Here is a 21766-nt window from a genome sequence, read left to right on the forward strand (position 1 = left end):
CCGCTCGGGTCTGGTCCCGGAGGCCGGCGCAGCCCGGCCAGAGAGTGGCCCCCGGCCGGCGCCGCGCTCCCGGTCAGATCCGGCGCAGGGTGAACGCGTCGGCGGGCTTGCCGGCCAGGGCGAGGTCCAGGCGGGCGGAGAGCACGTAGGTGGCGCCGGCGGGGCCGGGGGTCACCGCGGTGGGGACGAGATCGGCCCAGGGGCGGACGGCGGCCAGCCGGGCGGTGCGCCAGTGGTCGTCGGAGCGCAGCTCGACCTCGGCGTCCCGGCCGGCCCCCCGGAGGTTGTTGGTGACGCCGGCGATCCCGCCGTCCGGACGGCTCGTCAGGCCGTCCAGGTGCAGCAGTGCGCCCGCGTCGCCGCGGACCTCGATCCGCCGCAGCCCGGCCGGGTTGTGGACGGGGATCTGCCAGAGCGTGCCGTCGTCCCACTTGCCGATGACGAGCCGGCCGTCCCGGTAGACGATGCCGTTGAGGCCGTAGCCGCCGGGCCGCGGGGCCAGCCGGTCGTCGCGGACGAGGACGGACGCCCTGCCGTCCACCCCCACCCGGTAGACGACCGGGGCGAAGGAGTCGGTGACGTACGCGGTGCCGTCGGGGCTGAAGGCCACGTCGTTGGCGACGTGCGGGCCGCCGTCCCCGGCCGCGGCGGCGAGGTCGGTGTAGAAGATCCGCCGCCCGGTCTCCAGGTCGTAGGCGCCGAGCCCGCCGATCCGGCCGACCGTCGCGGGGGTGCTGCGGTCGCCGACGCCGTTGTCCATGTTGACGGCCAGGACGCGGCCGCGGGCGGCGTCCACGTGCAGACCGGCGATCTGCACCAGTACGTCCGGGTCGTCGACCAGGGTGCGGACCGAGCCGTCGGTGGTGACGGCGGTGACGGTGCCGTGGCCCATCGAGCCGAGCAGGAAGCGGCGGTGCGCCGGGTCCCAGGTCGCCCCCTCGGGGACGAACTTCGGGGCGTGCCCCTGGATCACCGCCGGGGCCCGGTGCGCGGGCGCGGCGGCGGCGGGCAGCGCACCCGCGGTGCCGAGCAGGACGGTGGCCGCCGCGGCGGCGACCAGGGTGCGGCGGAGCTGACGGTGCATCGGGATTCCCCCTGTGAGGTTTGCGTGATCCGCTGACGGATCAAGCTTCGCGGGGCGTCCCGGCACGCAGCAGTGCGTGGGGATACTGGTAGTACGACTACCAGGGGAGTGCGGGGGAGATGAGCGACGCGGAGGTCCGCCGCAAGGCGCTGTCGAGCTTCCTGCGCAGCCGGCGGGCCCGGCTGACGCCGGAGGAGGTCGGCATGGCACCGGGGGTGCGGCGGCGCACTCCGGGGCTGCGGCGGGAGGAGCTGGCGCTGGTCGCCGGAGTCGGGGTGACCTGGTACACGTGGCTGGAGCAGGGACGGCAGATCAACCCCTCTCCGGAGGTGCTGGCCAGCCTGGCGCGGACGCTGCGGCTGGACCGGGCGGAGACGGCGTACCTGTTCCGGCTGGCCGGGAGCCACCCCCGGGAGGCCGGCATCGAGGTGCCGGAGGAGGTCCCGGCGGCGCTGCTGCGGCTGATGCACGCGCAGTGGCCGGCGCCGGCCTTCGTGATGGACGCGGACTGGGACGTCCGGGCGTGGAATCCGGGCGCGGAGGCGTTGTTCAGGATCTCCCGGCTGGAACCGGAGGAGTGCAACCTGGCCTGGGTGGTGTTCGCCGATCCCGTCAACCGGGCCCGGACGGTGGACTGGGAGCGGCACGCGCGCCGGATCCTGGCACAGTTGCGCTCCGCGTACGCCGAGCGGGGCGGTGACGGCGCCCCGCAGGCGCGGCGGCTGGCCCGGCTGATCAGGCGGCTGCGGGCGGAGTCGCCGGAGGCGGACCGCTGGCTGGACGAGCACCAGGTGCAGGAGCGGGCCGGGGTGGAGAAGGACGTGCTGCACGAGGAGCTGGGCCTCCTGAGGATCGATCAGTTGGTGCTCCGGGCCGAGGGCGGCCTGCAGTTGGTGGTGCTGTCGCCGCGGGACGCGGAGACGGGTGAGCGCCTGCGCGCCCTCGCTCCGGCCGCCGCAACGGCGTGAGCGGGGGCGCCCCCGGGGGCCTCGGGGGCGCCTCTCGGCCCCCCTCCGCAGGGACTCCCCCACGCGGAAGCGGTGCCGGACCGTGGGGGCCCGGTGCCGCCGGGCCCCCGGTGAACGCCGTCCGCATCAGTGGGCGGTCGTGCCGAGGTGGACGGTGACCAGCCCGGCGGTGATGAGGACGAGGCCGGCCAGGGCGACCGGGGACGGCGTCTCGTGGCGCAGGACGAGGCCGGTCAGGACGGTGCCGATGGTGCCGATGCCGGTGAAGACGGCGTAGCCGGTGCCGGTCGGGAGGTCCTGGAGGGCGCGGCCGAGCAGGTAGACGGCGCCGAGCATGAGGACGAGGCAGAGCGCGGTCTGCGGGAGCCGGGTGAACCCCTCGGTCGGCTTGATGGACTGCGCCCAGGCGACCTCGACGACGCCCGCCAGCAGCAGCCAGATCCACGGCACGGTCTCAGCCCTCCCGGAGGATGCGGTGGCCCGCCAGTTTCGCGCCGAGCTCCCCGGCCCGGTGCAGCGCGCCGGCCGCGGAGTCCAGGTGTTGCGCGCGGCGGTCGGCCAGCCCCGGGTCGACCAGCGAGTTGACCAGTTCGGCGGCGACGACCTCGCCGTCCTCCACCGCGTAGTGGCCGCGGAAGAAGTCGAGCAGGTAGCGGCCGTGGTGGTCGAAGGGCTCGCGCGGGGTGCCGGGGCCGTACGCGCCGCCGCGGCCGGCGACGACCACGAACTTCCGGGGCGCGAGGACCATCTTCGGGAAGGTGACCTGGTCGATCCAGGCCTTGAGGGCCGCGGGGATGCCGAAGTTGTACATCGGCGCGCCGATCAGCACGACGTCCGCCGCGACCAGTTCGTCGAGCAGTGGCCGGACGAGGGCCCAGGCCTCCCGCTCCTGATCGGTGCGGACGGCCTCGCCGTAGCGGGCGATGTCGGTGATGCCCTCGCGCAGCAGGGTGTCGCAGATCCGGGTCCAGCCCTCGCCGATCGGCGGCACCGGTTGGGCGGCGAGGTCACGGTGGACGACCTCGCCCCCGCCGGCGTCGCGCCAGGCGGTGGTGAAGGCGGCGCCGAGGCGGCGGGAGAAGGAGTCGGTGCGGGCGCTGCTGTTCAGGTGCAGGAGTGTGGACACGGTGAACCCCCCGGTGGAGTTGGGCGTGGCAAGGCCGGAGCAACAAGTGGACACAGTGTCCGCTTGCCTTCGCCCAGAACGATAGGAGGCAAGTGGACGCTGTGTCCACTTGCCTCCTATCGTGGGGCCCGTGACCGAACTCCCGCTGGCCGACGGCCGCCCGCCGCGCGAACGGGCCGACGCCGCCCGCAACCGCGCCAAGATCCTGGCCGCCGCCGAGCGGCTCTTCGCCGGGGGCGACCCCGCCGGCGTGACCATGGACGACATCGCCAGGGCCGCCGGCATCGGCCGCGGCACGCTCTACCGCCGCTACCCGGACCGCGCGTCCATCGCCCGCGCCCTGCTCGACGAGCACGAGCGGGCCCTCCAGGAGCGGCTGCTGGGCGGCGCCCCGCCGCTCGGCCCGGGCGGGGCCGACGGGCCGGAGCCCGCCCCGGCCGAGCGGCTGGCCGCCTTCTACGCGGCGATGGTGGAGCTGCTGGAGACCCACGTCCACCTGGTGCTCGGCGCGGAGACCGGAGCGGCGCGCTACCGGACCGGCGCCTACGCCTTCTGGCGGCTGCACGTCGCCCACCTGGCCCGTCGGGCCGGCCTCCCGGACCCGGACACCGTCGCCGACCAGCTCCTCGCCCCGCTCGCCCCCGAGCTCTTCCGCCACCAGCGCGACGCCGGCCTCGGCCCCGAGCGCATCGCGGCGGGCCTGGCCGTCCTGGCCCGCGGCGCGCTCGGGTAGCCCTTGCACCGGCGAGCCGTTCCGGGCCCGAACCACGCGGCCCGGCCTCCCCCGCGGGCGGGGAGACCGGGCTCGGCCGTGCTGTCACGCCATTACGCGGGCGCGTGCCAGAGCTGGTTGGCCGTGTTGTTGAAGTCCCAGATCTGCGCGATCGCGCCGTTGGCGGTGTCCCAGCCCCGCACGTCCAGGGCGCGGCCGGACTTCACGTTGATGATCGCGCCGTCGGCCCGGACCTGCCACTTCTGGCTGATCGCGCCGTTGCACTCCCACATGTGCACCGGCGTGCCGTTCTCGGTCCGCCCGCTGTCGGGGTCCAGGCACAGGCCGACGGCGCGGATGGTCCCGTCGGAGGCGATCCGCCACGACTGGTTGACGTTGCCGAGGCAGTCCCACATCTGGACGGGCGTGCCGTTGTTGCTGACACCACCGCGCACGTCCAGGCACTTGTTCACGAAGCCGGTGATCTGACCGGTCGGCCCGGCCATGGGGCCGAACTGGAGCTCCACCGTGTTCACGCGGTCCCCGCCGCAGCTGGCGAGCTGGGTGCGGTTGCCGGTGACCCACCCCTCGGGGCTGTTGGTGCCCGCTATGAGCTGCGGGACCGAGGTGCCCCAGTAGTAGCTCCAACAGGTGATCGCGACGCGCCAGGTCTGCGTCGGGTCGATGCCCGAACAGACGCCCTGGTACATGCCCTGGGGAGTGGCGTTCACGTAACACTTGTCGCCCACGGCGGACTGCGCGGACTGCGCCGACTGGGCGGACTGGGCGGACTTTGCGCCGGCGGTCGGCGCGGGCTCTGCGGCCTCGGCGGCCGGCGCCGTGAGCGCGGCGGCCGCCGCGAGCAGGGCGGTGGCGAACAGAGAGGCGGTACGACGCATCGAAGAGATCCTTAGGGTTGAGGGTGATTCAGGGTTGGGGGTGATTCGGTCAAGGGGCTGCCACGCGCGTCACGCGGGCGCGTGCCAGAGCTGGTTGGCCGTGTTGTTGAAGTCCCAGATCTGCGCGATCGCGCCGTTGGCGGTGTCCCAGCCCCGCACGTCCAGGGCGCGGCCGGACTTCACGTTGACGATCGCGCCGTCGGCCCGGACCCTCCACTGCTGGCTGATCGCGCCGTTGCACTCCCACATGTGCACCGGCGTGCCGTTGCCGGTCCGCCCGCCGTCGGGGTCCAGGCACAGGCCGACGGCGCGGATGGTCCCGTCGGAGGCGATCCGCCACGACTGGTTGACGTTGCCGAGGCAGTCCCACATCTGCACGGGGGTCCCGTTGTTGCTGACACCACCGCGCACGTCCAGGCACTTGTTCACGAAGCCGGTGATCTGACCGGTCGGCCCGCCCGCCGGCGCGGGGCCGAACACGATGTCCATCCCCCACGAGAACTCCGTGGCGGAGCACCCCGCGGTGGTGGAGGTGTTGCCGGCGACCCAGCCGGCGCTCCACGCCGGCGTGGTGATCGGGACCCCGGGGTTGTTCATGTCGTAGTGCACACAGACACCCGCGAGCATCCAGGTCTGCATCGGGTCGATGCCCGAGCAGGTGCCGGTGTAGGACGTGCCGTTGGGGACGACGGTGCACTTGTCGGCCGGACCGGCGGCCTGCGCGGACCGGGCGCCGGCGGCCGGTGCGGACGGCGCGCTCTCGGCGGCGTTGGCAACCGGCGCGGTGAGCGCGGCTGCTCCCGCGAGCAGGGCACTGGCGAACAGGGCGGCGGTGCGACGCATCGCGAAGGTCCTTCCGGAGACGGTGAGCCGGCCGGCCTGCTTGCGAAGAAATTGTGATGACAGTGGGTCGGTTGTGCAGGCCGTGTGAAATCCTCAGGCACCGCGTGTCCATGGTCAACAGAGCAGGTAAAGATCACGCCACTGGTGCGCCCACGAACGGAAGGTGTACGAAAAGGCCCGGGAACGGCCAGGGCAGGCCGCGCGGGCCCTCCGATCCGGCCGGAATGCACACGGCCCGGCTCCCCCGTGCAAAGGGGGAACCGGGCCGTGGGAGGGACCGGAGGGGCTCAGTCGGCCTTGCGGCGCTGGCGGCCGGTGCCGTAGTTGGAGCCGGACTTGGAGCCGGAGCCGGGCTTGGCACGCCCCGAGGAGCGGCCGATGAAGCCGGCCGCCTGGCGGCGCCCGCCGCCCTCGCCGCCGCCCTGCCCGCCGCCGGCGCCGAGGCGCTGCTTGGGGCGGGGACGGCGCGGGTTGCCGTTCATGTCGACGTCGGTGGGCAGTCCGGAGCGCTTGCCGGGACGGCGGCGGGGGGCGCCGCTGCCGGCCGGCTTGCCCTCGGCGGCGGGGGCGGCGGCCGGGGCCGGGACGGCCACGGTGACGGGCACGCCGCTGGGGGTGCGGGCGCCGGTGATCCGGGTCAGCTCGGCGTCGCCCGGGCGGATCTTGGTGGTGGTCGGGCGGATGCCGGCCACGGTCATCAGCCGGCTGACCTCGCGCCGCTGGTCGGGCAGGACCAGGGTGACGACGGTGCCGGACTCGCCGGCACGGGCGGTGCGGCCGCCGCGGTGCAGGTAGTCCTTGTGGTCGATCGGCGGGTCGACGTTGACGACCAGGTCGAGTCCGTCGATGTGGATGCCGCGGGCGGCGACGTTGGTGGCGATCAGCGCGGTCACGTGGCCGTCGCGGAACTGGTCGAGCACCCGGTTGCGCTGCGGCTGGGACTTGCCGCCGTGCAGCGCGGCCGCCTTCACGCCGTTGGCCAGCAGCTGCTTGGCGAGGCGGTCGGCGCCGTGCTTGGTGTGCACGAACATGATCAGCCGGCCCTCGCGGGAGGCGATGTGGGCGGTGGCGGAAGCCTTGTCGGCCGCCTCCAGCTGGAGCACGTGGTGGTCCATGGTGGTGACCGCGCCGGCCGACGGGTCGACCGAGTGGGTCACCGGGTCGCTCAGGAAGCGCTTGACCAGGCGGTCGACGTTGCGGTCGAGGGTGGCGGAGAACAGCATCCGCTGCCCGCCCTCGGCGACCTGCTCCAGCAGCTTGGTGACCTGGGGCAGGAAGCCCATGTCGGCCATCTGGTCGGCCTCGTCGAGGACGGTGATGGCCACGTCGGAGAGCACCACGTCGCCGCGGTTGATCAGGTCGTCCAGCCGGCCCGGGGTGGCGACCAGCACCTCGGCGCCGCGGCGCACCGCGTTGGCCTGGCGGGTGATGGACATGCCGCCGACGACGGTGGCGATCCGCAGGTTGACGGCGGTCGCGTACGGCGTGAGCGCCTCGGTGACCTGCTGGGCCAGTTCGCGGGTGGGCGTCAGGATCAGCGCCAGCGGGTGCCGGGCGTCGGCGCGCTTGCCGGCGGTGCGGGCGAGCAGCGAGAGGCCGAAGGCGAGCGTCTTGCCGGAGCCGGTGCGGCCGCGGCCGAGCACGTCGCGGCCGGCGATGGAGTCCGGCAGGGTGGCGGCCTGGATCGGGAACGGCTCGGTGACGCCCTCGCGGGTGAGCGCGTTCAGGATGCCCTTGGGCAGTTCCAGCTCGGCGAAGCTCGCCGCCGGCGGGCGGGCCGGGGTGCCCTCGACGACGGTGAAGTCGGCGGGCGCCTGGGCCGCGGAACGGGGGGCGTTGCGGCGCTGGCCGCGGGGGGCGTCACCGCGGGCGCCACCGGTGGCGCGGGGGGCGCCGCCGTTGCGGCTGCGGGGCTTGCGGGTGCGGTCGCCGTCGCGGGGCGTGCGGGCAGGGGTGGTCACGGAGTCTCCGTCCGATGGGAAGCACAGCCCCGTCGGGGCTGGTCGGCCGTCGGGTTGGAGTTCGCCGCCCCGGCCGTTCGGCGGCATGCGCGAGGGCCCGCACCGTGCGGTACGGGCCCTCGCTTCGCGAGATCGCGAGTCAGCTCGGAAGCTGGACTCAGATGACGCGGATGTTCTCGGCCTGCGGGCCCTTCTGGCCCTGGGTGACGTCGAACTCGACCTTCTGGCCCTCGACGAGCTCACGGAAGCCCTGGGCGTTGATGTTCGAGTAGTGGGCGAACACGTCAGCGCCGCCACCGTCCTGCTCGATGAAGCCGAAGCCCTTTTCGCTGTTGAACCACTTCACGGTGCCGGTAGCCATAACCGTCTCCTCATAAAACTGGGGCATCAGGGCCCACACCTCGTGGACCCCAAGTAGCCGCGATCCCCATCCGGAGACTGAAACACCGGACAAAACAAATGCGCCTGTTGGGTTGAACCAGCAGGCGCACACAAACGTTCATGGGAACCAAAACTGCAACTGCCTCGACTGTAGCACGCTGCCACCGTGATTGACCGGGGAGTTTCTGCCCGGCACGTCACGTTTGCCGGTGCCCGGAAACGGGCAAGCGGCGCCCGCCGAAGCGGACGCCGCCTGCCTGTCGTGCACCGGGGAAGGTCAGTGCCGTCCGGCCGGCTCCGGCACGCCGTGCGAACCGGTCACCGGCGCGGGGCCGGCGTGCCGGTCGTCGGCGCCGTGGCCGGGCCACCAGGCGGTACGGCCGATCAGCGCGGTGAGCGCCGGGGTGAAGAAGAGCGCCATCACGAAGGCCGCCAGGATGATGCCGAAGGCCATCGCGAAGCCGAACTCCAGCATGAAGACGTTGCCCGCGAGCATGAAGGTCGCGAACGACGCCGCCAGGATGAACCCGGCCGCCGCGACGGTCGGGCCGCCGTGGCGCAGCGCCTCACGGGCCGCCTCGCGCGGGTTGCGGCCCTCGCGGGCCTCCTCCCGCAGGCGGGCGATGATCAGGATGTTGTAGTCCGTCCCGATCGCCACCACGAAGAGGTAGATGAGGATCGGCAGCATGAACATCATGCCGTGCTCGCCCTTGATGTCCTGGAAGAGCAGCGTCGAGGCGCCGAGGGTGGCGGTGAAGCCGAGGCCGACCGAGGCCATCAGGTACCAGGGGGCGACCACGCTGCGCAGCTGGAGGCCCAGGATCAGCAGGATCAGCAGACCCGCGATCGGGAAGACCAGCTTGTAGTCGTGGGCCATCGCGAGGTTGATGTCCTTGTAGACGGCGGTCAGGCCGCCGACCTTCGCCTCCGTGCCGGCCGGCGCCTGGCCGTGGGCCACGTCGCGCAGGTCGGTGAGGGTGTCGATCGCCTCGTTGCTGTCCGGCTTGTTGTTGAGCAGCACGGTGAAGTCGGCGGTCTTGCCGTCCTCGCTGAGCTGGGGCTTCGGCGCCACCGGTGCCACGCCGGACACCCCGCTGAGCTTGGCCGCGTAGGCCTCGAACTTGGCCGGGTCGAGCTTCACCCCGGCGGTGCTGGTCAGGTAGACGTGGCTCGGGTCGGCGGCGCCGGCCGAGAAGCCGTTCATCAGCTTGTCCTGGACGACCATCGACTCCTTGTCCTTGGGCATGGAGCTGCCCGCGAGGTCGAAGGTGCCGTTGTAGCCCAGGGCGCCGGCCGACAGCGCCACCAGCACGCCGCCGGAGGCCAGGGCGACGATGCCCGGGCGCTTCTGCACCATGCGGCCGAGCGCGGTGAAGCGCGCGTTGCCCGGCTCGTTCATCCACTTCTTGCCGGGCCAGAAGACGCCGCGGGCCGGGATGACCGTGAGCACGGCCGGGGCCAGGGTGAGGGCGGCGAACGCGGTGACGACGACGGCGATGGCCAGGGCCGGGCCGAGCGCCTTGAACATGCCGAGGCTGGAGAGGATCAGCACCGCGAAGGCGACGGTGACCGCTCCGGCGGCCGAGGCGATCGCCTCGCCGACCCGGCCGACGGCGTTGGCCACGGCCTCCTTGCGGTCGTCACCGGCCCGCAGCCGCTCGCGGTAGCGGAAGGCCAGGAAGAGGAAGTAGTCGGTGCCGACGCCGAGCACGACGACGATCAGGATCGCGGAGAGCACCGGGGTGGTCTCCAGCTTGAACGCCTTGGTGGCGTACGCGATCACGCCGTTGGCGGTCGGCATGGCGACGACCAGCGAGATCAGGATCGGCAGGATCCCGGCGAGGACGCTGCGGAAGATGATCCCGACGATGAGTGCGACCAGGACGACCGTGGACATCGCGATGAGCGCGTCCGCCGAGCCGGAGGACTCCTTCTGGTCCAGGGCCTGGGCGGCGGAGCCACCGAGCTGGAACTTCAGGTCCGTCCCCGAGGTGAGCGACTTGCCCTCGTCGCGGAGGTGCTTGGCGGTCTCGCCGAACTCCTCGGACTGCTGGGTCTTCTTGTCGATGGCGATCGGCGCGAGCGCGAACTTGCCGTCCTTGGACGTCGTCTGCTCGCCGACCGGGATGATCGTCTCGACGTTCTTGATCTTCTTGTCGGTCAGACCCTGGACGATCTTGGCCATGGCGGCCTTGTCGGCGTCGTTCATCGCGCCGCCGTCGTTGCGCTCGAAGAGCGCCAGTGCGGAGGGCGTGAAGCTGGCCGGGAACGCCTTCTCCTGGAGCGCCGAGGCCTGGATGGACTCGTAGTGCTTGGGGAGGAAGGACGCCTCGTCGGTCTGCGCGGTGATCTTCGGCGCGCCGGCCACGATCGCGATCATCGCGACAATCCATGCCGCGATCACCCACCAGGCGCGGCGGACGACAAATTGTCCTAGTCGGTGGAACATGCTCGATGCCTCCTGGGCATGGTTCACCGCCGGCCCTCGGGGGACGGGACGTCGGGCGACGGAGGACCGGCTGGGCATGGCGACGAGGCCCGCCCCTAGCCGGTCGGCAGGTAAGTGATCTGAGGACATCATCCTACGAGTACTTGCTTGCCGCCCGGCAAGCAGCCCCCGTGAAGCCGACCCCCTCGGGGAACGCCCATCGGCGCCCCGCACCATCTTCACCCCCCGGACAGCCACTTGACCTCGTGCTCCGGGTGGAGACCGCTCCCCCTCAGGGTGGAGTTCGCACCCGACCCCAGGGAGGAGAAGTCAGGGTTCTGAGGTAGGGATAACCCCACCCCTCCCCCGAGGCGAACCCCAGGGAATACTCCCCCGCCAGCCGGATACCCCGTCAACCACCCTTTTTCTACTGTCGGTTGCGACGCCGGACCACCGCCGGCGCCCGGCCGCCACCGCCCGGCCGGCAACCACGCCTCACCCGCGGCGCCACCGCCGCTCTCCCAGGGGGATTCCCGTGAAGACCAAGCTCGGCACGGCTGCCGCCATGGGCGCCTGGAGCGCCCGGCACAGAAGAACGGCCGTCTTCGGCTGGCTCCTCTTCGTCGTCCTCGCCGCCTACCTCGGCGGCGTGCACGGCAGCACCGAGGTCAAGGAGTCCGAGGCGATGCCCGGCCAGGTCTCCCGGGCCGCCAGGATCCTCGACGACGCCGGGCTGAAGTCCCCCGCGAGCGAGACCGTCCTGGTCCAGAGCACCACCCTGGCCGCCGACGCCCCGGCCTTCCGGGCCGCCGTCGAGCAGGTGGTCACCGGCGTCAACGCCACCGGCAAGGCCGCCGACGTCCGCTCCCCCTACGACACCAAGGCGGTCTCGGCGGACGGCCACTCGGCGCTCGTCCAGCTCACCGTCAAGGGGGAGCACGAGGACGCCGTCAAGAACGTCCCCGCCATCATGGACGCGGTCGCCGCCGTCCAGAAGCAGCACCCCGACCTGACCGTCGTCGAGCTCGGCGACGCCAGCTCCGGCAAGTGGATCGACGAGCAGTTCTCGAACGACTTCGCCCGCGCCGAGTGGACCGCCGTGCCGCTCGCCCTCGGCATCCTGCTGGTCGCCTTCGGCGCGCTGGTCGCCGCCGTCCTGCCGGTGGTCCTCGCCATCACCGCCTTCGTCGCCGCGGGCGGGCTGGTCGCGCTGAGCAGCGGGTTCCTGCACACCAGCAACAACGCCAGCTCGGTGATGCTCCTGGTCGGCCTCGCCGTCGGCGTCGACTACTGCCTCTTCTACCTGCGCCGCGAGCGCGAGGAGCGGGCCGCCGGGCGCGACCCGGAGACCGCGCTGAAGATCGCCGCCGCCACCAGCGGCCGGGCCGTCCTGGTCTCCGGCGTCACCGTGGTCGTCGCCATGGCCGGCATGTTCCTCACCGGCATAGCCGAGTTCCAGGCGATGTCCTACGCCACCATCGTGGTCGTGGTCACCGCCGTGCTCGGCTCCCTCACCGTGCTGCCCGCGCTGCTGTCGATGCTCGGCGACAAGGTCGAGAAGGGCCGCGTCCCCTTCCTCGCCGGGCTGCGCCGCCCCGACGCCGCCGCCACCGGCGGCCGGGTCTGGAACGCGATCCTCACCCCGGTGCTGCGCCGCCCGCTCGCCGCCACCGTGCTGGCCGGCGCGCTGCTGGTCGGCCTGGCCGCGCCGCTGGTCACCATGCACACCGCCAACCTCACCTTCCAGCAGCAGCTGCCCGCGGGCAACGAGCTGGTCGCCGCCTCGCAGAAGATCGAGGCCGCCTTCCCCGGCAGCCCGGCCCCGGCCAGCGTGGTGATCAAGGCCGCCGACATCGACTCCCCGGCGATGACCGCCGCCATCGCCGACCTCAAGGCCAGGGCCCTGGCCAGCGGGAGGATGCACGGCCCGGTGGACGTCACCGTCCACCCCGACAAGAACATCGCCACCGTCGACATCCCGCTCAACGGCAGCGGCAACGACGCCACCAGCAACGCCGCCCTGAAGACCCTGCGCACCGAGATCGTCCCCGCCACCGTGCTGAAGGTGGCCGGCACCGAGGCCCCGGTCACCGGGCGCACCGCCGGCTCGTACGACTTCAACGACAAGATGACCGGCTCGATGCCGCTGGTCTTCGGCTTCGTGGTGGCCTTCGCCTTCCTGCTGATGCTCACCTCGTTCCGCTCGCTGGCCGTCGCCGCCACCGCCGTGGTGCTCAACCTGCTCTCGGTCGGAGCGGCGTACGGGGTGCTGACGCTGGTCTTCCAGCACGGGGTGGGCGCCTCGCTGCTGGGCACCGCCGGAGTCGGCGCGGTCGAGTCCTGGGTGCCGCTGTTCCTCTTCGTGATCCTCTTCGGCCTCTCGATGGACTACCACGTCTTCGTGGTCTCCCGGATCAAGGAGGGCCGCGACCGGGGCCTGCCGACCCGGGCCGCCATCGCGCACGGCATCCGCTCCACGGCCGGGGTCGTCACCAGCGCCGCAGTGATCATGGTGGCGGTGTTCGCGGTCTTCGGCACCCTCTCCATGCAGGCGATGAAGCAGATGGGCGTCGGCCTGGCGGTCGCCGTGCTGATCGACGCGACGGTCATCCGCGCGGTGCTGCTGCCCGCGGTGATGACCCTGCTCGGCGAGCGCAACTGGTACCTGCCGTCCTGGCTGCGCCGGCTGCCCGACCTCTCGCACGGCGAGAGCTTCCCGCCGGTCGGCGCCCACGGCGCGGTGGCCGCCCCGGTACCGGCCGCCCCGGCACCCGCCGCCGACGGCGCCCGGCACCGCAGGGTCGGGGTCTGATCCTCCGGCAGGCACCCCCGACGCATCCGGCCGGGCCCCGCATCACGCGGGGCCCGGCCCTCGTTTGCCAGAATGATCACCGTCCCCCGGCCGCCACCACCGAACGGACTCCCCCATGCTCCCCTTCGACGAGGGCCGCGCCCGCCTGCTGCTCGCCCACGCCTGCGAGTCCGCCGGCCTGCCCGGCCCCGGCGACGCACGGCTGCTCGCCCTGGGCGAGAACGCCGTCTTCGACCTCGGCGACCCGGCCGTGGTCGCCAAGGTCGGGCGCGGCCCCGAGCTGTTCGAGCGGGCCCGGCACGAACTCGCCGTCGCCCACTGGCTGGCCGGCCGGGGCGTCCCGGTGGTCCGGCCCTACGATGGCGCGCCGGACGGGCCGCAGCTCGCCCACGGACACCCCGTCACCTTCTGGCACCGCCTCGCGCCCGCTGTCCGGCCCGCCCGGCCCGCCGACCTCGCGCCGCTGCTGCGCGCCCTGCACCGGCTGCCGCTGCCGCCCTTCCCGCTCGACCGGCGTGACCTGCTCGCCCCGGTGGAACGCTGGCTCGCCTCCGCCGAGGGGCACGTCGACCCGGCCGACGTCGCCTTCCTGCGCCACCGCCGGGACGCCTTCGCCGCCGCCCTGCCCGACCTCGCCCCGCACCTGCCGGCCGGGGTGATCCACGGCGACGCCCTGCCGCGCAACGTGCACGTCGGCCCGGACGGGCCGGTCCTGCTCGACCTGGAGAACGTCTCGCACGACCTGCGCGAGCACGACCTCGTGGTGCTGGCGCTCAGCCACGACCGGTACGGCGTACCGGCGCAGGAGTACGGGGCGTTCACCGGCGCGTACGGCTGGGACGTGCGGGAGTGGTCCGGCTTCGCGGTGCTGCGCGGTGCGCGGGAGACGGCCAGCGCCTCCTGGGTGGCGCAGCAGGCGCCGGGCAACCCGGCCGCGCTGGCCGAGTTCCGCCGGCGGGTGGAGTCGCTGCGCGCGGGGGCGACGGACGTGCGCTGGTACCCGTTCTGACGCCCGGCCGGGTTCTCGTCGGCGCGCTCGGGGTGCGCTCACGGGTGCCCTCACCGGTGTGCTGACGGGGCGTGCTTGTGCGGCGCAACCGGACGTGGTCCGATCGGCGTCCCATCCGACAGTCAGCCTGAAGTCGGCCGGCACCCGGCCCGACGGCAGTCCGACCCAGGGATCGCGATCACCTCCGCACCCGAGGAGCCGCAGCCATGCCCGAGCACGCCACCCCGCAGCGCCTCTCGCCGCCCGCCCGGCGCCGCCGCCGACCCCTGCTCGCGGGCTGCGTCGCGGTGGCCGCCGCCCTGGGCCTGGCCGCCTGCGGCACCGCCAACGGCGCGCTCCGGCCGCAGCCCGGCATCACGGCGTCCGGGGCGGGCACCCCGGCGCCGTCGGCTCCGCCCACTGCTGCGGCCTCCTCCGCCGGTACCCCCTCCTCGCCCGGGCCGTCCGCCTCGACGCCGGCCGCGCCCGCCACGCCGAGGCCCGGCACCCCGAAGCCGACCACGCCCAACCCCCCGCCGCCGAGCACCTCCAGGCCGCCGACGCACGCTCCGACCCAACCGCCGTCGCACACCCCGGGCACCCCGCCGGCCACCCGCCCGCCCACGACCACCCCGGTCCCGCCGCCACCGCCGTCCTCGGACGGGGTGTCCACCTCGGTCGTCCGCTCCACCGCCTCCGGCGGCCGCACGGTCGCCCTCACCTTCGACGACGGTCCCGGGCCAGCCACCGGCCAGATCCTCGACCTGCTCGCCCAGTACGGCGTCAAGGCGACGTTCTGCCAGGTCGGCCAGCAGGCCGCCGCCAACCCGGCGATGGTCCGGCGGATCGTCGCGGCCGGCCACCGGCTCTGCGACCACAGCGTCGACCACCCCCAGCCGTTCGCCGCGCTCCCGCACGACCGGGCCGTGTCCGAGATCTCCAGGGCCAAGGACATGATCGTCCAGGCCGGCGGCCCGGGCACCCGGGTCTCCTGGTTCCGCGCCCCCGGCGGCGGGTTCACCGCCGACAACCAGCGGATCGCCGCCGACCTCGGCCTGCGCCCGCTCGGCTGGTCGGTCGACCCGCGGGACTGGGCCCGCCCCGGCGTCGCGTCGATCGTCTCCACCGTGCAGGGCCAACTCCGGCCCGGCGGTGTCGTCCTGATGCACGACGGCGGCGGGGACCGCAGCCAGAGCGTCGCCGCGCTGAAGCAGCTGCTGCCCTGGCTGGTGGCCCAGGGTTACCACTTCGACTTCCCGGCCGGCTGACCCGTTCGTCCGCCACATCCCGTGCGGCCGGCCGGAGTCGACCGGAGTCGACCGCCGGGGCCGGCCCTGACATCCGCGCGGCGTCGTCGGGCGCCACCCGGATGCCGCTCTCCCCCGCCCTCGCCCCGCTCCCGTCCGGCTCCCCGCCGTCCGCGCCTCCGGGGCCGCCGACGCCGGGCCTGCGGCGGCCCCCGGCTCAGGCCCTCCGGAGCCGGCCGAGCCGGCGGAAGGTGAGGAACGCCTGCACGCCGAACGCCGGCAGGACGGCCAGGAGGACGGACCACGGCGCGACCCGGCCGAGGAGCAGGGCCGGGAGCAGGGCGGGCAGGACGGCGAGCAGGGCGATGCCGATGCGCAGACGGCGGTTCACAGGAACTCCTCGGGACTCGGTTGATTCGGGACTCGGTCGGTCGGGACTCGGTTGATGGGGCCGGGCGGTCACGCGCGGGCGCGGTCGAGGTAGGCGGTCAGGTCGTGCCAGGCGTCGGCCGGGGCCGTCGGGTCGCCGGACATCGCGGCCGGCTCCTGGTGCCAGGCGGTCCGCACCGCCCCCGAGAGGCCGGAGTCGCCGCCGTTGAACAGCCGGCCCAGCTCGTCCATCCGCGCCGCCAGCCTCCGCACCTCCGGCGCCGTCGGCTCCACGCCGGCCACGCGCAGCGCCTCGGCCCTGCGGTAGAGCTCCGGCCACTCGACCTCCACCAGGTAGTGGACGGCCGGGCCGAGCGCGGCCGCCCGGTCCTGCAGAGCCCGCAGCTGGTCCTCGTCGAGGTGACGCCGCAGCGCCTGCCCGCCCTCCGGGCCGGCCCCGCCCATCGCCTGCAGCAGGCCGATCAACGTGGCCGTCTCCGGGGCCCGTTCGGCGGCCAGCTCGTCGTGGACGTGGGCCAGCCGGCTCCGCAGGGCCTCCAGCGAGACGATCGCCGCCTCGACTCCGGCCAGGTGCTCGCCCACCAGCCGGACGGGGTCGACCCCGACGTCCAGGCAGGTGGCGATGGTCTCCAGCCCCAGCCCGAGGCGCCGCAGCGCGAGGATCTGGTAGAGGCGGACGACATCCGGCTCGGTGTACTCACGGTGCCCGGCGGCGGTCCGCCGGGACGGGCCGAGCAGCCCGATCTGGTCCCAGTGGTGCAAGGTGCGTACGGTCAGTCCGCTCGCCTCGGCGAGCGCCCCGACCTTCCATGTGCGGTCGATGCCCATGCCCCCATGGTGCGACCTGACGTCGCGTGAGGTGCAAGCCCGGCCACCCGGCGGCGACCGGCGCGACCGGCGGGCCCCCGGGCAGCCCCCGACGGACAGCCGGGCGGGGGCCCCGGTCGGGCCTGGCGGCCGCCGGTGCGGCAGGGCCGGAGGCGGCCGGGCCGCGCGGTACGGGGAGGCGGACCGTGCGGCCCGGCGCTACCGTGAAATGGCGATCCGATCGGGTCGGTCCCCAGGTATTCCCCCTGTGATTCGTCAACGAACCGACAAGTGCCGACAAGTCTCGGTGTGGTCCGTCCACGCCGAATTCGGGCCGGGAGTGACCATGGCCAGTTACGAAAGTGCCAGATCGAAGGCGTTCACCCGGGCGGCGACCACGACCCTCACCGGCGTGCCGCTCGACGTCCCCGACGACCACCCGCTCCGCGAGGCCGGTGGCATGCCGATCCAGACGTGTGTCTGCGTGACGGATCCGTGCCCCTGTGACGACCACCCGATCGTCTGGCTGGAGGAGGCCGCCGTCCGTGACCGTACCGCGACCGGCCGACGCACCACCGCCGGTGACGAACTGTACGACTTCGCGGTGGCGGCGGACGCGTCCGTGGTCGTCGAGTCCTTCCGCAAGGTCAGAGCGGCCGACGCCGCCCGCGCCGGTGGTCCCGCCGACGCCGGGGCCCCGCCGCCCTTCATCGTGCGCCGCCGACCGGGCGCGGCCCGGTCCGCCGACAAGGGCGGCCCGTGCCACGGAGGCAAGGAATCGCTGCTCCGCGCCGATGCCGGCTGCAACGACATCGAGATCACCGAGAGCGGCGCGACCTACTGCTTCGTCGAAAGCAGCGAGCATTACTGCATCTACGTGCTCTGCTGAACGGGCCGGCTGCCGGGAACACCGGCCGGCGCGCCCGCCCCGGGCCGGCTAGCGCAGCGGCCAGCGCGGGTCGATGACCGCCTGCGGGTCCTTGCCACGGCGGAGCCAGGCCTGGAGGCCCTCGGCCCAGTCGCGGTACCAGCCGATCTGGCGGGCGTGCAGGTCGGCGAGCGGGACGGCGCCGACCTCGGCGGGGTAGCGCTCGGCGAGGGCGACGGCGACGCGGACGGCGGCGAGGGCGTCGCTGCCGGCCTCGTGGGCGTCGGTCAGCTCGACGCCGTAGACCTCGCAGACCCGCTGGAGGGTGCGCGAGCCCTTGCGGTACTTGTCGACGGCCCGGTCGATGACCAGGGCGTCGAGCACCGGGGCGACCGGCCCGCCGAGCCGCTCGGCGAGCGGGGCCAGGCCGTGCCGGTGCAGTTCGGCGTCGAGCAGGGAGAGGTCGAAGGGGGCGTTGAAGGCGACGACGGGGCTCCCGGCGGCGAGCCGCTCGCAGAGGGCGGCGGCTATCTCGTCCACCGCCTCCTTGGCCGGGCGGCCCTTGCCGCGGGCGACGTCGTCGCCTATGCCGTGGATCGCCGTGGCCTCGGCGGGGATCGGGACGCCCGGGTCGAGCAGCCAGCCGGTGGCGCTCAGCCGGCGGGCTCCGACGGTGTCCACGAGGGCGGCCGTGACGATGCGGTCCACGGCCGGGTCGGTGCCCGTGGTCTCCAGGTCGAAGCCGACCAGTGGCTGCTGCCACCAGCTCATAGGGGTGTGTCCTTCCGTCCTGCTGGTCGAAAACAGCCCCTATCATCGCCCGCCCCACCGACAACGCGGTCGCTGGGGCGGGCGCGCCCGGGCGCCCGGGCCTGCTCAGACCCCGGCGAGCAGGCTCCGGCCGAGCCAGTCGGTCTCGTCCAGGACCCCGGGCAGGACGTAGAAGTACCCGCCGCCGGTGGGCCGCAGGAAGCGGGCCAGCGGCTCGCCGGAGAGCCGGGTCTGGACGGCCTCGAACTGCCGGTCCACGTCCTGCTGGTAGCAGCAGAAGGCCAGGCCGAGCTCGGGTTCGCCGTGCTCGTCGAGCCCCCGGTCGTAGTTGAAGCCGCGGCGCAGGATGCGGCTGTCGCGGGTGGCGTCGGTGCGCGGGTTGGCGAGGCGGATGTGGGCGTCGAGGGCGATGACGGCGCCCTCGGGGTCGTTTCCGTAGACGGGGGCGTCGTTCTCCTTGGCGCGGCCGAGCGGGGCGCCGTCGGCCTTGCGGCGGCCGATGATCCGTTCCTGGTCCTTCAGGGCCACCTCGTCCCAGGGCGCGACCAGGGTGCGGATCGCCCGCACCACCTGGTAGCTGCCGCCGGCCGCCCAGCCCGGCTCGCCGCTGTTCGCGCCGACCCACACCAGCTCGTCCATCTGCCGGGCGGACGCGGTGTCGGGGTTGGCGATGCCGTCCTTGAAGCCGAGCAGGTTGCGGGGGGCGCCGGTGGGGCGGGCGCGGTTCTGGAAGCCGTCCAGCTGCCAGCGGGGGCGGAGCGCGCCCTTGGCGGAGCGCAGCAGGTCGCGCAGGGTGTGCTGGACGGTGTCGCGGCTCTCGGCGCAGATCTGGAGCAGGAGGTCGCCGTGGCACTCGGCGGGGCGCAGGCCGTCGCCCGGGAAGTCGCGCATCGGGACGAGGTGCCTGGGCCGGGCGGCGGCGAGGCCGTAGCGGGCGTCGAAGAGCGAGGCGCCGACCGCGACGGTGACGGTGAGGTCGTCGGCGGGCAGGGCGCCGGGGCCGAGGGTGCCGCTGTCGGCGGGTGCGGCGGCGGGGCCGAGGTCGGGCGGGGTGCCGCCGGCGGTGAGGAAGCGGATCCGGTCGGTGAGGGTGCGCAGCAGGATCTCCAGGGCCGTGCGGTCGGGGGCCTGGAGGTCGAGGGCGACGAAGCTGCCGTAGCCGGGTGGCGGGTTGGTGATGCCGGCCTGGTGGGCGCCGTGGAACGGGATCCCGGCGGCGGGGGGTGGTGCGGCGGGGCTCGCGGCGGCGGGAGCGGCGGTGGGACCGGCGGCGCCGAGGGCGAGCGCCCCGGCGGTGCCGGCGCCGAGGGCGGTGCGCACGAAGCTGCGGCGCGAGGCGCCGGGGTGGTCCGGGCTGGTCATCGGTCGGCCTTCCGGGTCGGGGCGGGCGCGGGCGTGCCGGGGGGAGGCCTCTCGGCAGCGGGGAGGGACGGCAGGCGCTCCGGCGGGATCATCCGCCTGCCTGCTGATCATGAAATCGACGCTAGCAAGCCCCTCGCACCCCGCGCCCGCCCGAGCGCCCCCGGCCGACCCCCCATCGGCCGAATACCCGCCGGTTGCCATCCGACCGGCCTAGGCCCGGCGCCGGCGCCCTGCCCACGCCTGCCCCGGTGCCGGTCTCCGCACCCGCCGGGACTGCACCCGCCCGGGCCGGGCCTGTGCTCCGGCCTCCCCGGCCTCCCCCGTCACCCCGCGGCGGGGCGGAGCAGGAAGACGTCGACCGGGTCCTCCGACTCCGACACGAACCCGTGCCGTTCGTAGAGCCGGCGGGGGCGCTGTTCACCCGGGCGGTCCGACCATCCGCCCGGCTGGACCGCCAACGCGTCTCAGGAGACCGGCCGGGAGTCCCCCCAGATCCCTTCGAACTCCTCGCGGTAGACCTCCAGCAGCCCGGCGTCGGTGCCGCCCGGCTGCTGGCCGGCGCCGCCGCGCAGCACCAGGGCGGGCGACTCCATGCCGCGGGCCCGGCGCAGGTAGGGCTGGACGACGCCGAGGTCGCGGGTCTGCCGGCGGGGGCCGCCGGTCTGGCCGGCCGGGCGCGGGCCCTCGACCAGGTAGGCGGTGAAGCGCGGGGTCTCGTCGAAGACCCGGATCTCGAAGCCGCCCTGGTCGCGCAGCCGGGCCCGGACGCGGCGCACGTGCATGATGTTCATCTCGATCGAGCGGGCCAGCTCGCCGCGCCCGAGGCCGAGTTCGCGCTCGCGGCGGCGGACGGCGCTGCTGGCCGGGTTGAGGAAGAGCAGCCGGACCCGGCAGCCGTCGGTGGCGAGCCGGACGAGGCGCTTGCCGGTGTAGTTCTGGCAGAGCATGCCGAGGCCGATGCCGAGCGCGTCGAGCCTTCGGGCGCCGTCGAGCAGGTCCTCGACGGGGAGGTCGCGCTGGAGCCGGACCCGGTCGGCGTGCACCGCGACCACGTCCGCGTACCGGCCGGCCACGAGGGACTCGACCACGTCGGCGGGCACGCCGCCGGAGCCGCCGTCCAGCAGGGCGAGCAGGCGGGCGGAGGCGCGTTCGGTCTGGGCGAGGACGGTCTCGGTGAGGACGCGGTTGCGGGAGACGACGTGCCGCGCGACCTCCAGCTCGTCCAGGGCGAGCTCGATGTCCCGGCGGTCGGCGAGGTACGGCTCGAAGCAGGGCCAGTGCTGGACCATCAGTTCGCGCAGCTGGGGCAGGGTGAGGAAGACCAGCGGGTCGTCGTCGGCGGGGTCGAGCAGGTAGCCCTTGCGCCGGCTGACCTCGCGGACGGCGCCGGCCCGGTGGGCCCACTCCTCGCCGGCCGGGCCGGCCGCGGCGGTCACCCAGTCCTCGCCGTGGGCGGGGGCGTAGATGGGGTAGAGCACCTCGTCGACGAGGGCGCGCAGCCGCTGTTCGACCAGGTTGAGCCAGACGTACGCCCGCCCGGCCAGCCGGACCCGCTGGTAGGCGTCCTCCCACTCGGCGCCGGACCAGGCGAGGGCGGGTATCTCGACGGGGCCGCTCTGGGCGGGCACCAGGGCCCGGCCGGTCAGGGTGGGGCGCATGACGACGGTCGGGGCCTCGCTGCGGGCGCCGCCCCGGTCGGGGCCGCCGGGCCCACCGCCACGGCCGCCGGCGGGGAACACCATGCGCCACCTCACCTGGTTCCTGATGGAACTGCTACGTCTGCTTCGTCTGCGGGTCCGTTCGCCTGCGGTTCCGCGGGTCTTCCGTCCGCCGTTCCCCTGATGGATCGCCACCAGCGTGCGGGCGGCCGGACGATCAAGGGTACTGCCCGGCGTGAGCGGCCCGCAGCCGGTTGGCCGACGGCGGGCCCGGCGCCCCGGCCGCACCATCAGCCCCGGGCGCCCCGGGCGTCCGCGCGCCGGGCGGCGTGCGCGCTGTTGTTCACGCCGGCGTGCGCGCCGGGTGGAGAGGCCCGCCGCACGCCCGCCGGGCCGCGGCCGGGAGGGCTCCGGGAAGGCTCTGCGAAGGCTCCGGGGGCCGGCCGCAGAGCCGCCGGACA

The 21766-nt window shown here is 74.3% G+C and carries 19 protein-coding genes; 6 read left to right on the top strand and 13 right to left on the bottom strand.

What is annotated here, in order from left to right; genetic code table 11:
• Nucleotides 1–73: 73 nt before the first annotated feature.
• Entirely contained in the window at nt 74–1084 is a 1011-nt protein-coding gene (locus ACFC1F_RS09880) for a hypothetical protein (RefSeq protein ID WP_376156909.1), read from the bottom strand.
• A 119-nt stretch (nt 1085–1203) separates the two neighbouring features.
• Between ACFC1F_RS09880 and ACFC1F_RS09885 the strand changes: the two genes are divergently transcribed.
• On the top strand, nt 1204–2052 hold the full coding sequence (locus ACFC1F_RS09885; RefSeq protein WP_376156911.1) for a helix-turn-helix transcriptional regulator: 849 nt from the start codon (nt 1204–1206) through the stop codon (nt 2050–2052).
• Between the two features lie 126 nt (nt 2053–2178).
• Here ACFC1F_RS09885 and ACFC1F_RS09890 read toward each other — a convergent pair whose 3' ends face one another.
• Nucleotides 2179–2502, bottom strand: a complete 324-nt coding sequence (locus ACFC1F_RS09890; RefSeq protein WP_209412069.1) for a multidrug efflux SMR transporter — start codon at nt 2500–2502, stop codon at nt 2179–2181.
• Between the two features lie 4 nt (nt 2503–2506).
• A complete protein-coding gene (locus ACFC1F_RS09895; RefSeq protein ID WP_376156914.1) occupies nt 2507–3178 on the bottom strand; it encodes an FMN-dependent NADH-azoreductase in 672 nt (223 codons plus the stop codon).
• A gap of 130 nt (nt 3179–3308) precedes the next feature.
• Here ACFC1F_RS09895 and ACFC1F_RS09900 point away from each other — a divergent pair, with 130 nt between their 5' ends.
• Nucleotides 3309–3911, top strand: coding sequence for a TetR/AcrR family transcriptional regulator (locus tag ACFC1F_RS09900; protein WP_376156916.1), 603 nt, complete (start codon nt 3309–3311; stop codon nt 3909–3911).
• 92 nt (nt 3912–4003) lie between these two features.
• Here the strand turns inward: ACFC1F_RS09900 and ACFC1F_RS09905 are convergent, their stop codons facing one another.
• The 5 genes from ACFC1F_RS09905 to ACFC1F_RS09925 form a co-directional block, all read right to left on the bottom strand.
• Nucleotides 4004–4789, bottom strand: a complete 786-nt coding sequence (locus ACFC1F_RS09905) for a ricin-type beta-trefoil lectin domain protein (RefSeq protein WP_376156918.1) — start codon at nt 4787–4789, stop codon at nt 4004–4006.
• Between the two features lie 69 nt (nt 4790–4858).
• Nucleotides 4859–5632, bottom strand: a complete 774-nt coding sequence (locus ACFC1F_RS09910) for a ricin-type beta-trefoil lectin domain protein (protein ID WP_376156920.1) — start codon at nt 5630–5632, stop codon at nt 4859–4861.
• A 287-nt stretch (nt 5633–5919) separates the two neighbouring features.
• Nucleotides 5920–7593: a DEAD/DEAH box helicase gene (locus tag ACFC1F_RS09915; RefSeq protein ID WP_209412064.1), complete on the bottom strand. Its 1674-nt coding sequence runs from the start codon at nt 7591–7593 to the stop codon at nt 5920–5922.
• 157 nt (nt 7594–7750) lie between these two features.
• Entirely contained in the window at nt 7751–7954 is a 204-nt protein-coding gene (locus tag ACFC1F_RS09920) for a cold-shock protein (RefSeq protein ID WP_148645627.1), read from the bottom strand.
• Between the two features lie 297 nt (nt 7955–8251).
• Nucleotides 8252–10354, bottom strand: coding sequence for an MMPL family transporter (locus ACFC1F_RS09925; RefSeq protein WP_376156923.1), 2103 nt, complete (start codon nt 10352–10354; stop codon nt 8252–8254).
• 613 nt (nt 10355–10967) lie between these two features.
• Here ACFC1F_RS09925 and ACFC1F_RS09930 point away from each other — a divergent pair.
• The 3 genes from ACFC1F_RS09930 to ACFC1F_RS09940 all read left to right on the top strand — a co-directional run bounded on the left by ACFC1F_RS09930 (nt 10968) and on the right by ACFC1F_RS09940 (nt 15470).
• Nucleotides 10968–13214, top strand: coding sequence for an MMPL family transporter (locus tag ACFC1F_RS09930; RefSeq protein ID WP_376156990.1), 2247 nt, complete (start codon nt 10968–10970; stop codon nt 13212–13214).
• A 115-nt stretch (nt 13215–13329) separates the two neighbouring features.
• Entirely contained in the window at nt 13330–14223 is an 894-nt protein-coding gene (locus ACFC1F_RS09935; protein WP_376156925.1) for a phosphotransferase enzyme family protein, read from the top strand.
• Nucleotides 14224–14429: 206 nt separating this feature from the next.
• Nucleotides 14430–15470 carry a polysaccharide deacetylase family protein gene (locus ACFC1F_RS09940; RefSeq protein ID WP_376156927.1) on the top strand — a complete coding sequence of 347 codons (1041 nt, stop codon included), beginning with the start codon at nt 14430–14432 and terminating at the stop codon, nt 15468–15470.
• Nucleotides 15471–15666: 196 nt separating this feature from the next.
• Here the strand turns inward: ACFC1F_RS09940 and ACFC1F_RS09945 are convergent, their stop codons facing one another.
• Nucleotides 15667–15840, bottom strand: a complete 174-nt coding sequence (locus ACFC1F_RS09945) for a hypothetical protein (protein WP_376156928.1) — start codon at nt 15838–15840, stop codon at nt 15667–15669.
• 68 nt (nt 15841–15908) lie between these two features.
• Nucleotides 15909–16667, bottom strand: a complete 759-nt coding sequence (locus tag ACFC1F_RS09950; RefSeq protein WP_209412061.1) for a MerR family transcriptional regulator — start codon at nt 16665–16667, stop codon at nt 15909–15911.
• A gap of 325 nt (nt 16668–16992) precedes the next feature.
• Here ACFC1F_RS09950 and ACFC1F_RS09955 point away from each other — a divergent pair, with 325 nt between their 5' ends.
• A complete protein-coding gene (locus tag ACFC1F_RS09955; protein WP_376156930.1) occupies nt 16993–17535 on the top strand; it encodes a hypothetical protein in 543 nt (180 codons plus the stop codon).
• 48 nt (nt 17536–17583) lie between these two features.
• On the opposite strand, the gene ACFC1F_RS09960 is transcribed toward ACFC1F_RS09955, so the two are convergent.
• The 3 genes from ACFC1F_RS09960 to ACFC1F_RS09970 form a co-directional block, all read right to left on the bottom strand.
• A complete protein-coding gene (locus tag ACFC1F_RS09960) occupies nt 17584–18285 on the bottom strand; it encodes an exonuclease domain-containing protein (protein WP_209412059.1) in 702 nt (233 codons plus the stop codon).
• Nucleotides 18286–18390: 105 nt separating this feature from the next.
• Nucleotides 18391–19647: an iron uptake transporter deferrochelatase/peroxidase subunit gene (gene efeB, locus ACFC1F_RS09965; RefSeq protein ID WP_376156931.1), complete on the bottom strand. Its 1257-nt coding sequence runs from the start codon at nt 19645–19647 to the stop codon at nt 18391–18393.
• A 464-nt stretch (nt 19648–20111) separates the two neighbouring features.
• A complete protein-coding gene (locus ACFC1F_RS09970; protein WP_148645621.1) occupies nt 20112–21389 on the bottom strand; it encodes an SAV2148 family HEPN domain-containing protein in 1278 nt (425 codons plus the stop codon).
• Nucleotides 21390–21766 lie beyond the last annotated feature (377 nt).

Origin of the sequence: Kitasatospora sp. NPDC056181 (genome assembly GCF_042266225.1) — a bacterium.
GTDB lineage: Bacteria > Actinomycetota > Actinomycetes > Streptomycetales > Streptomycetaceae > Kitasatospora.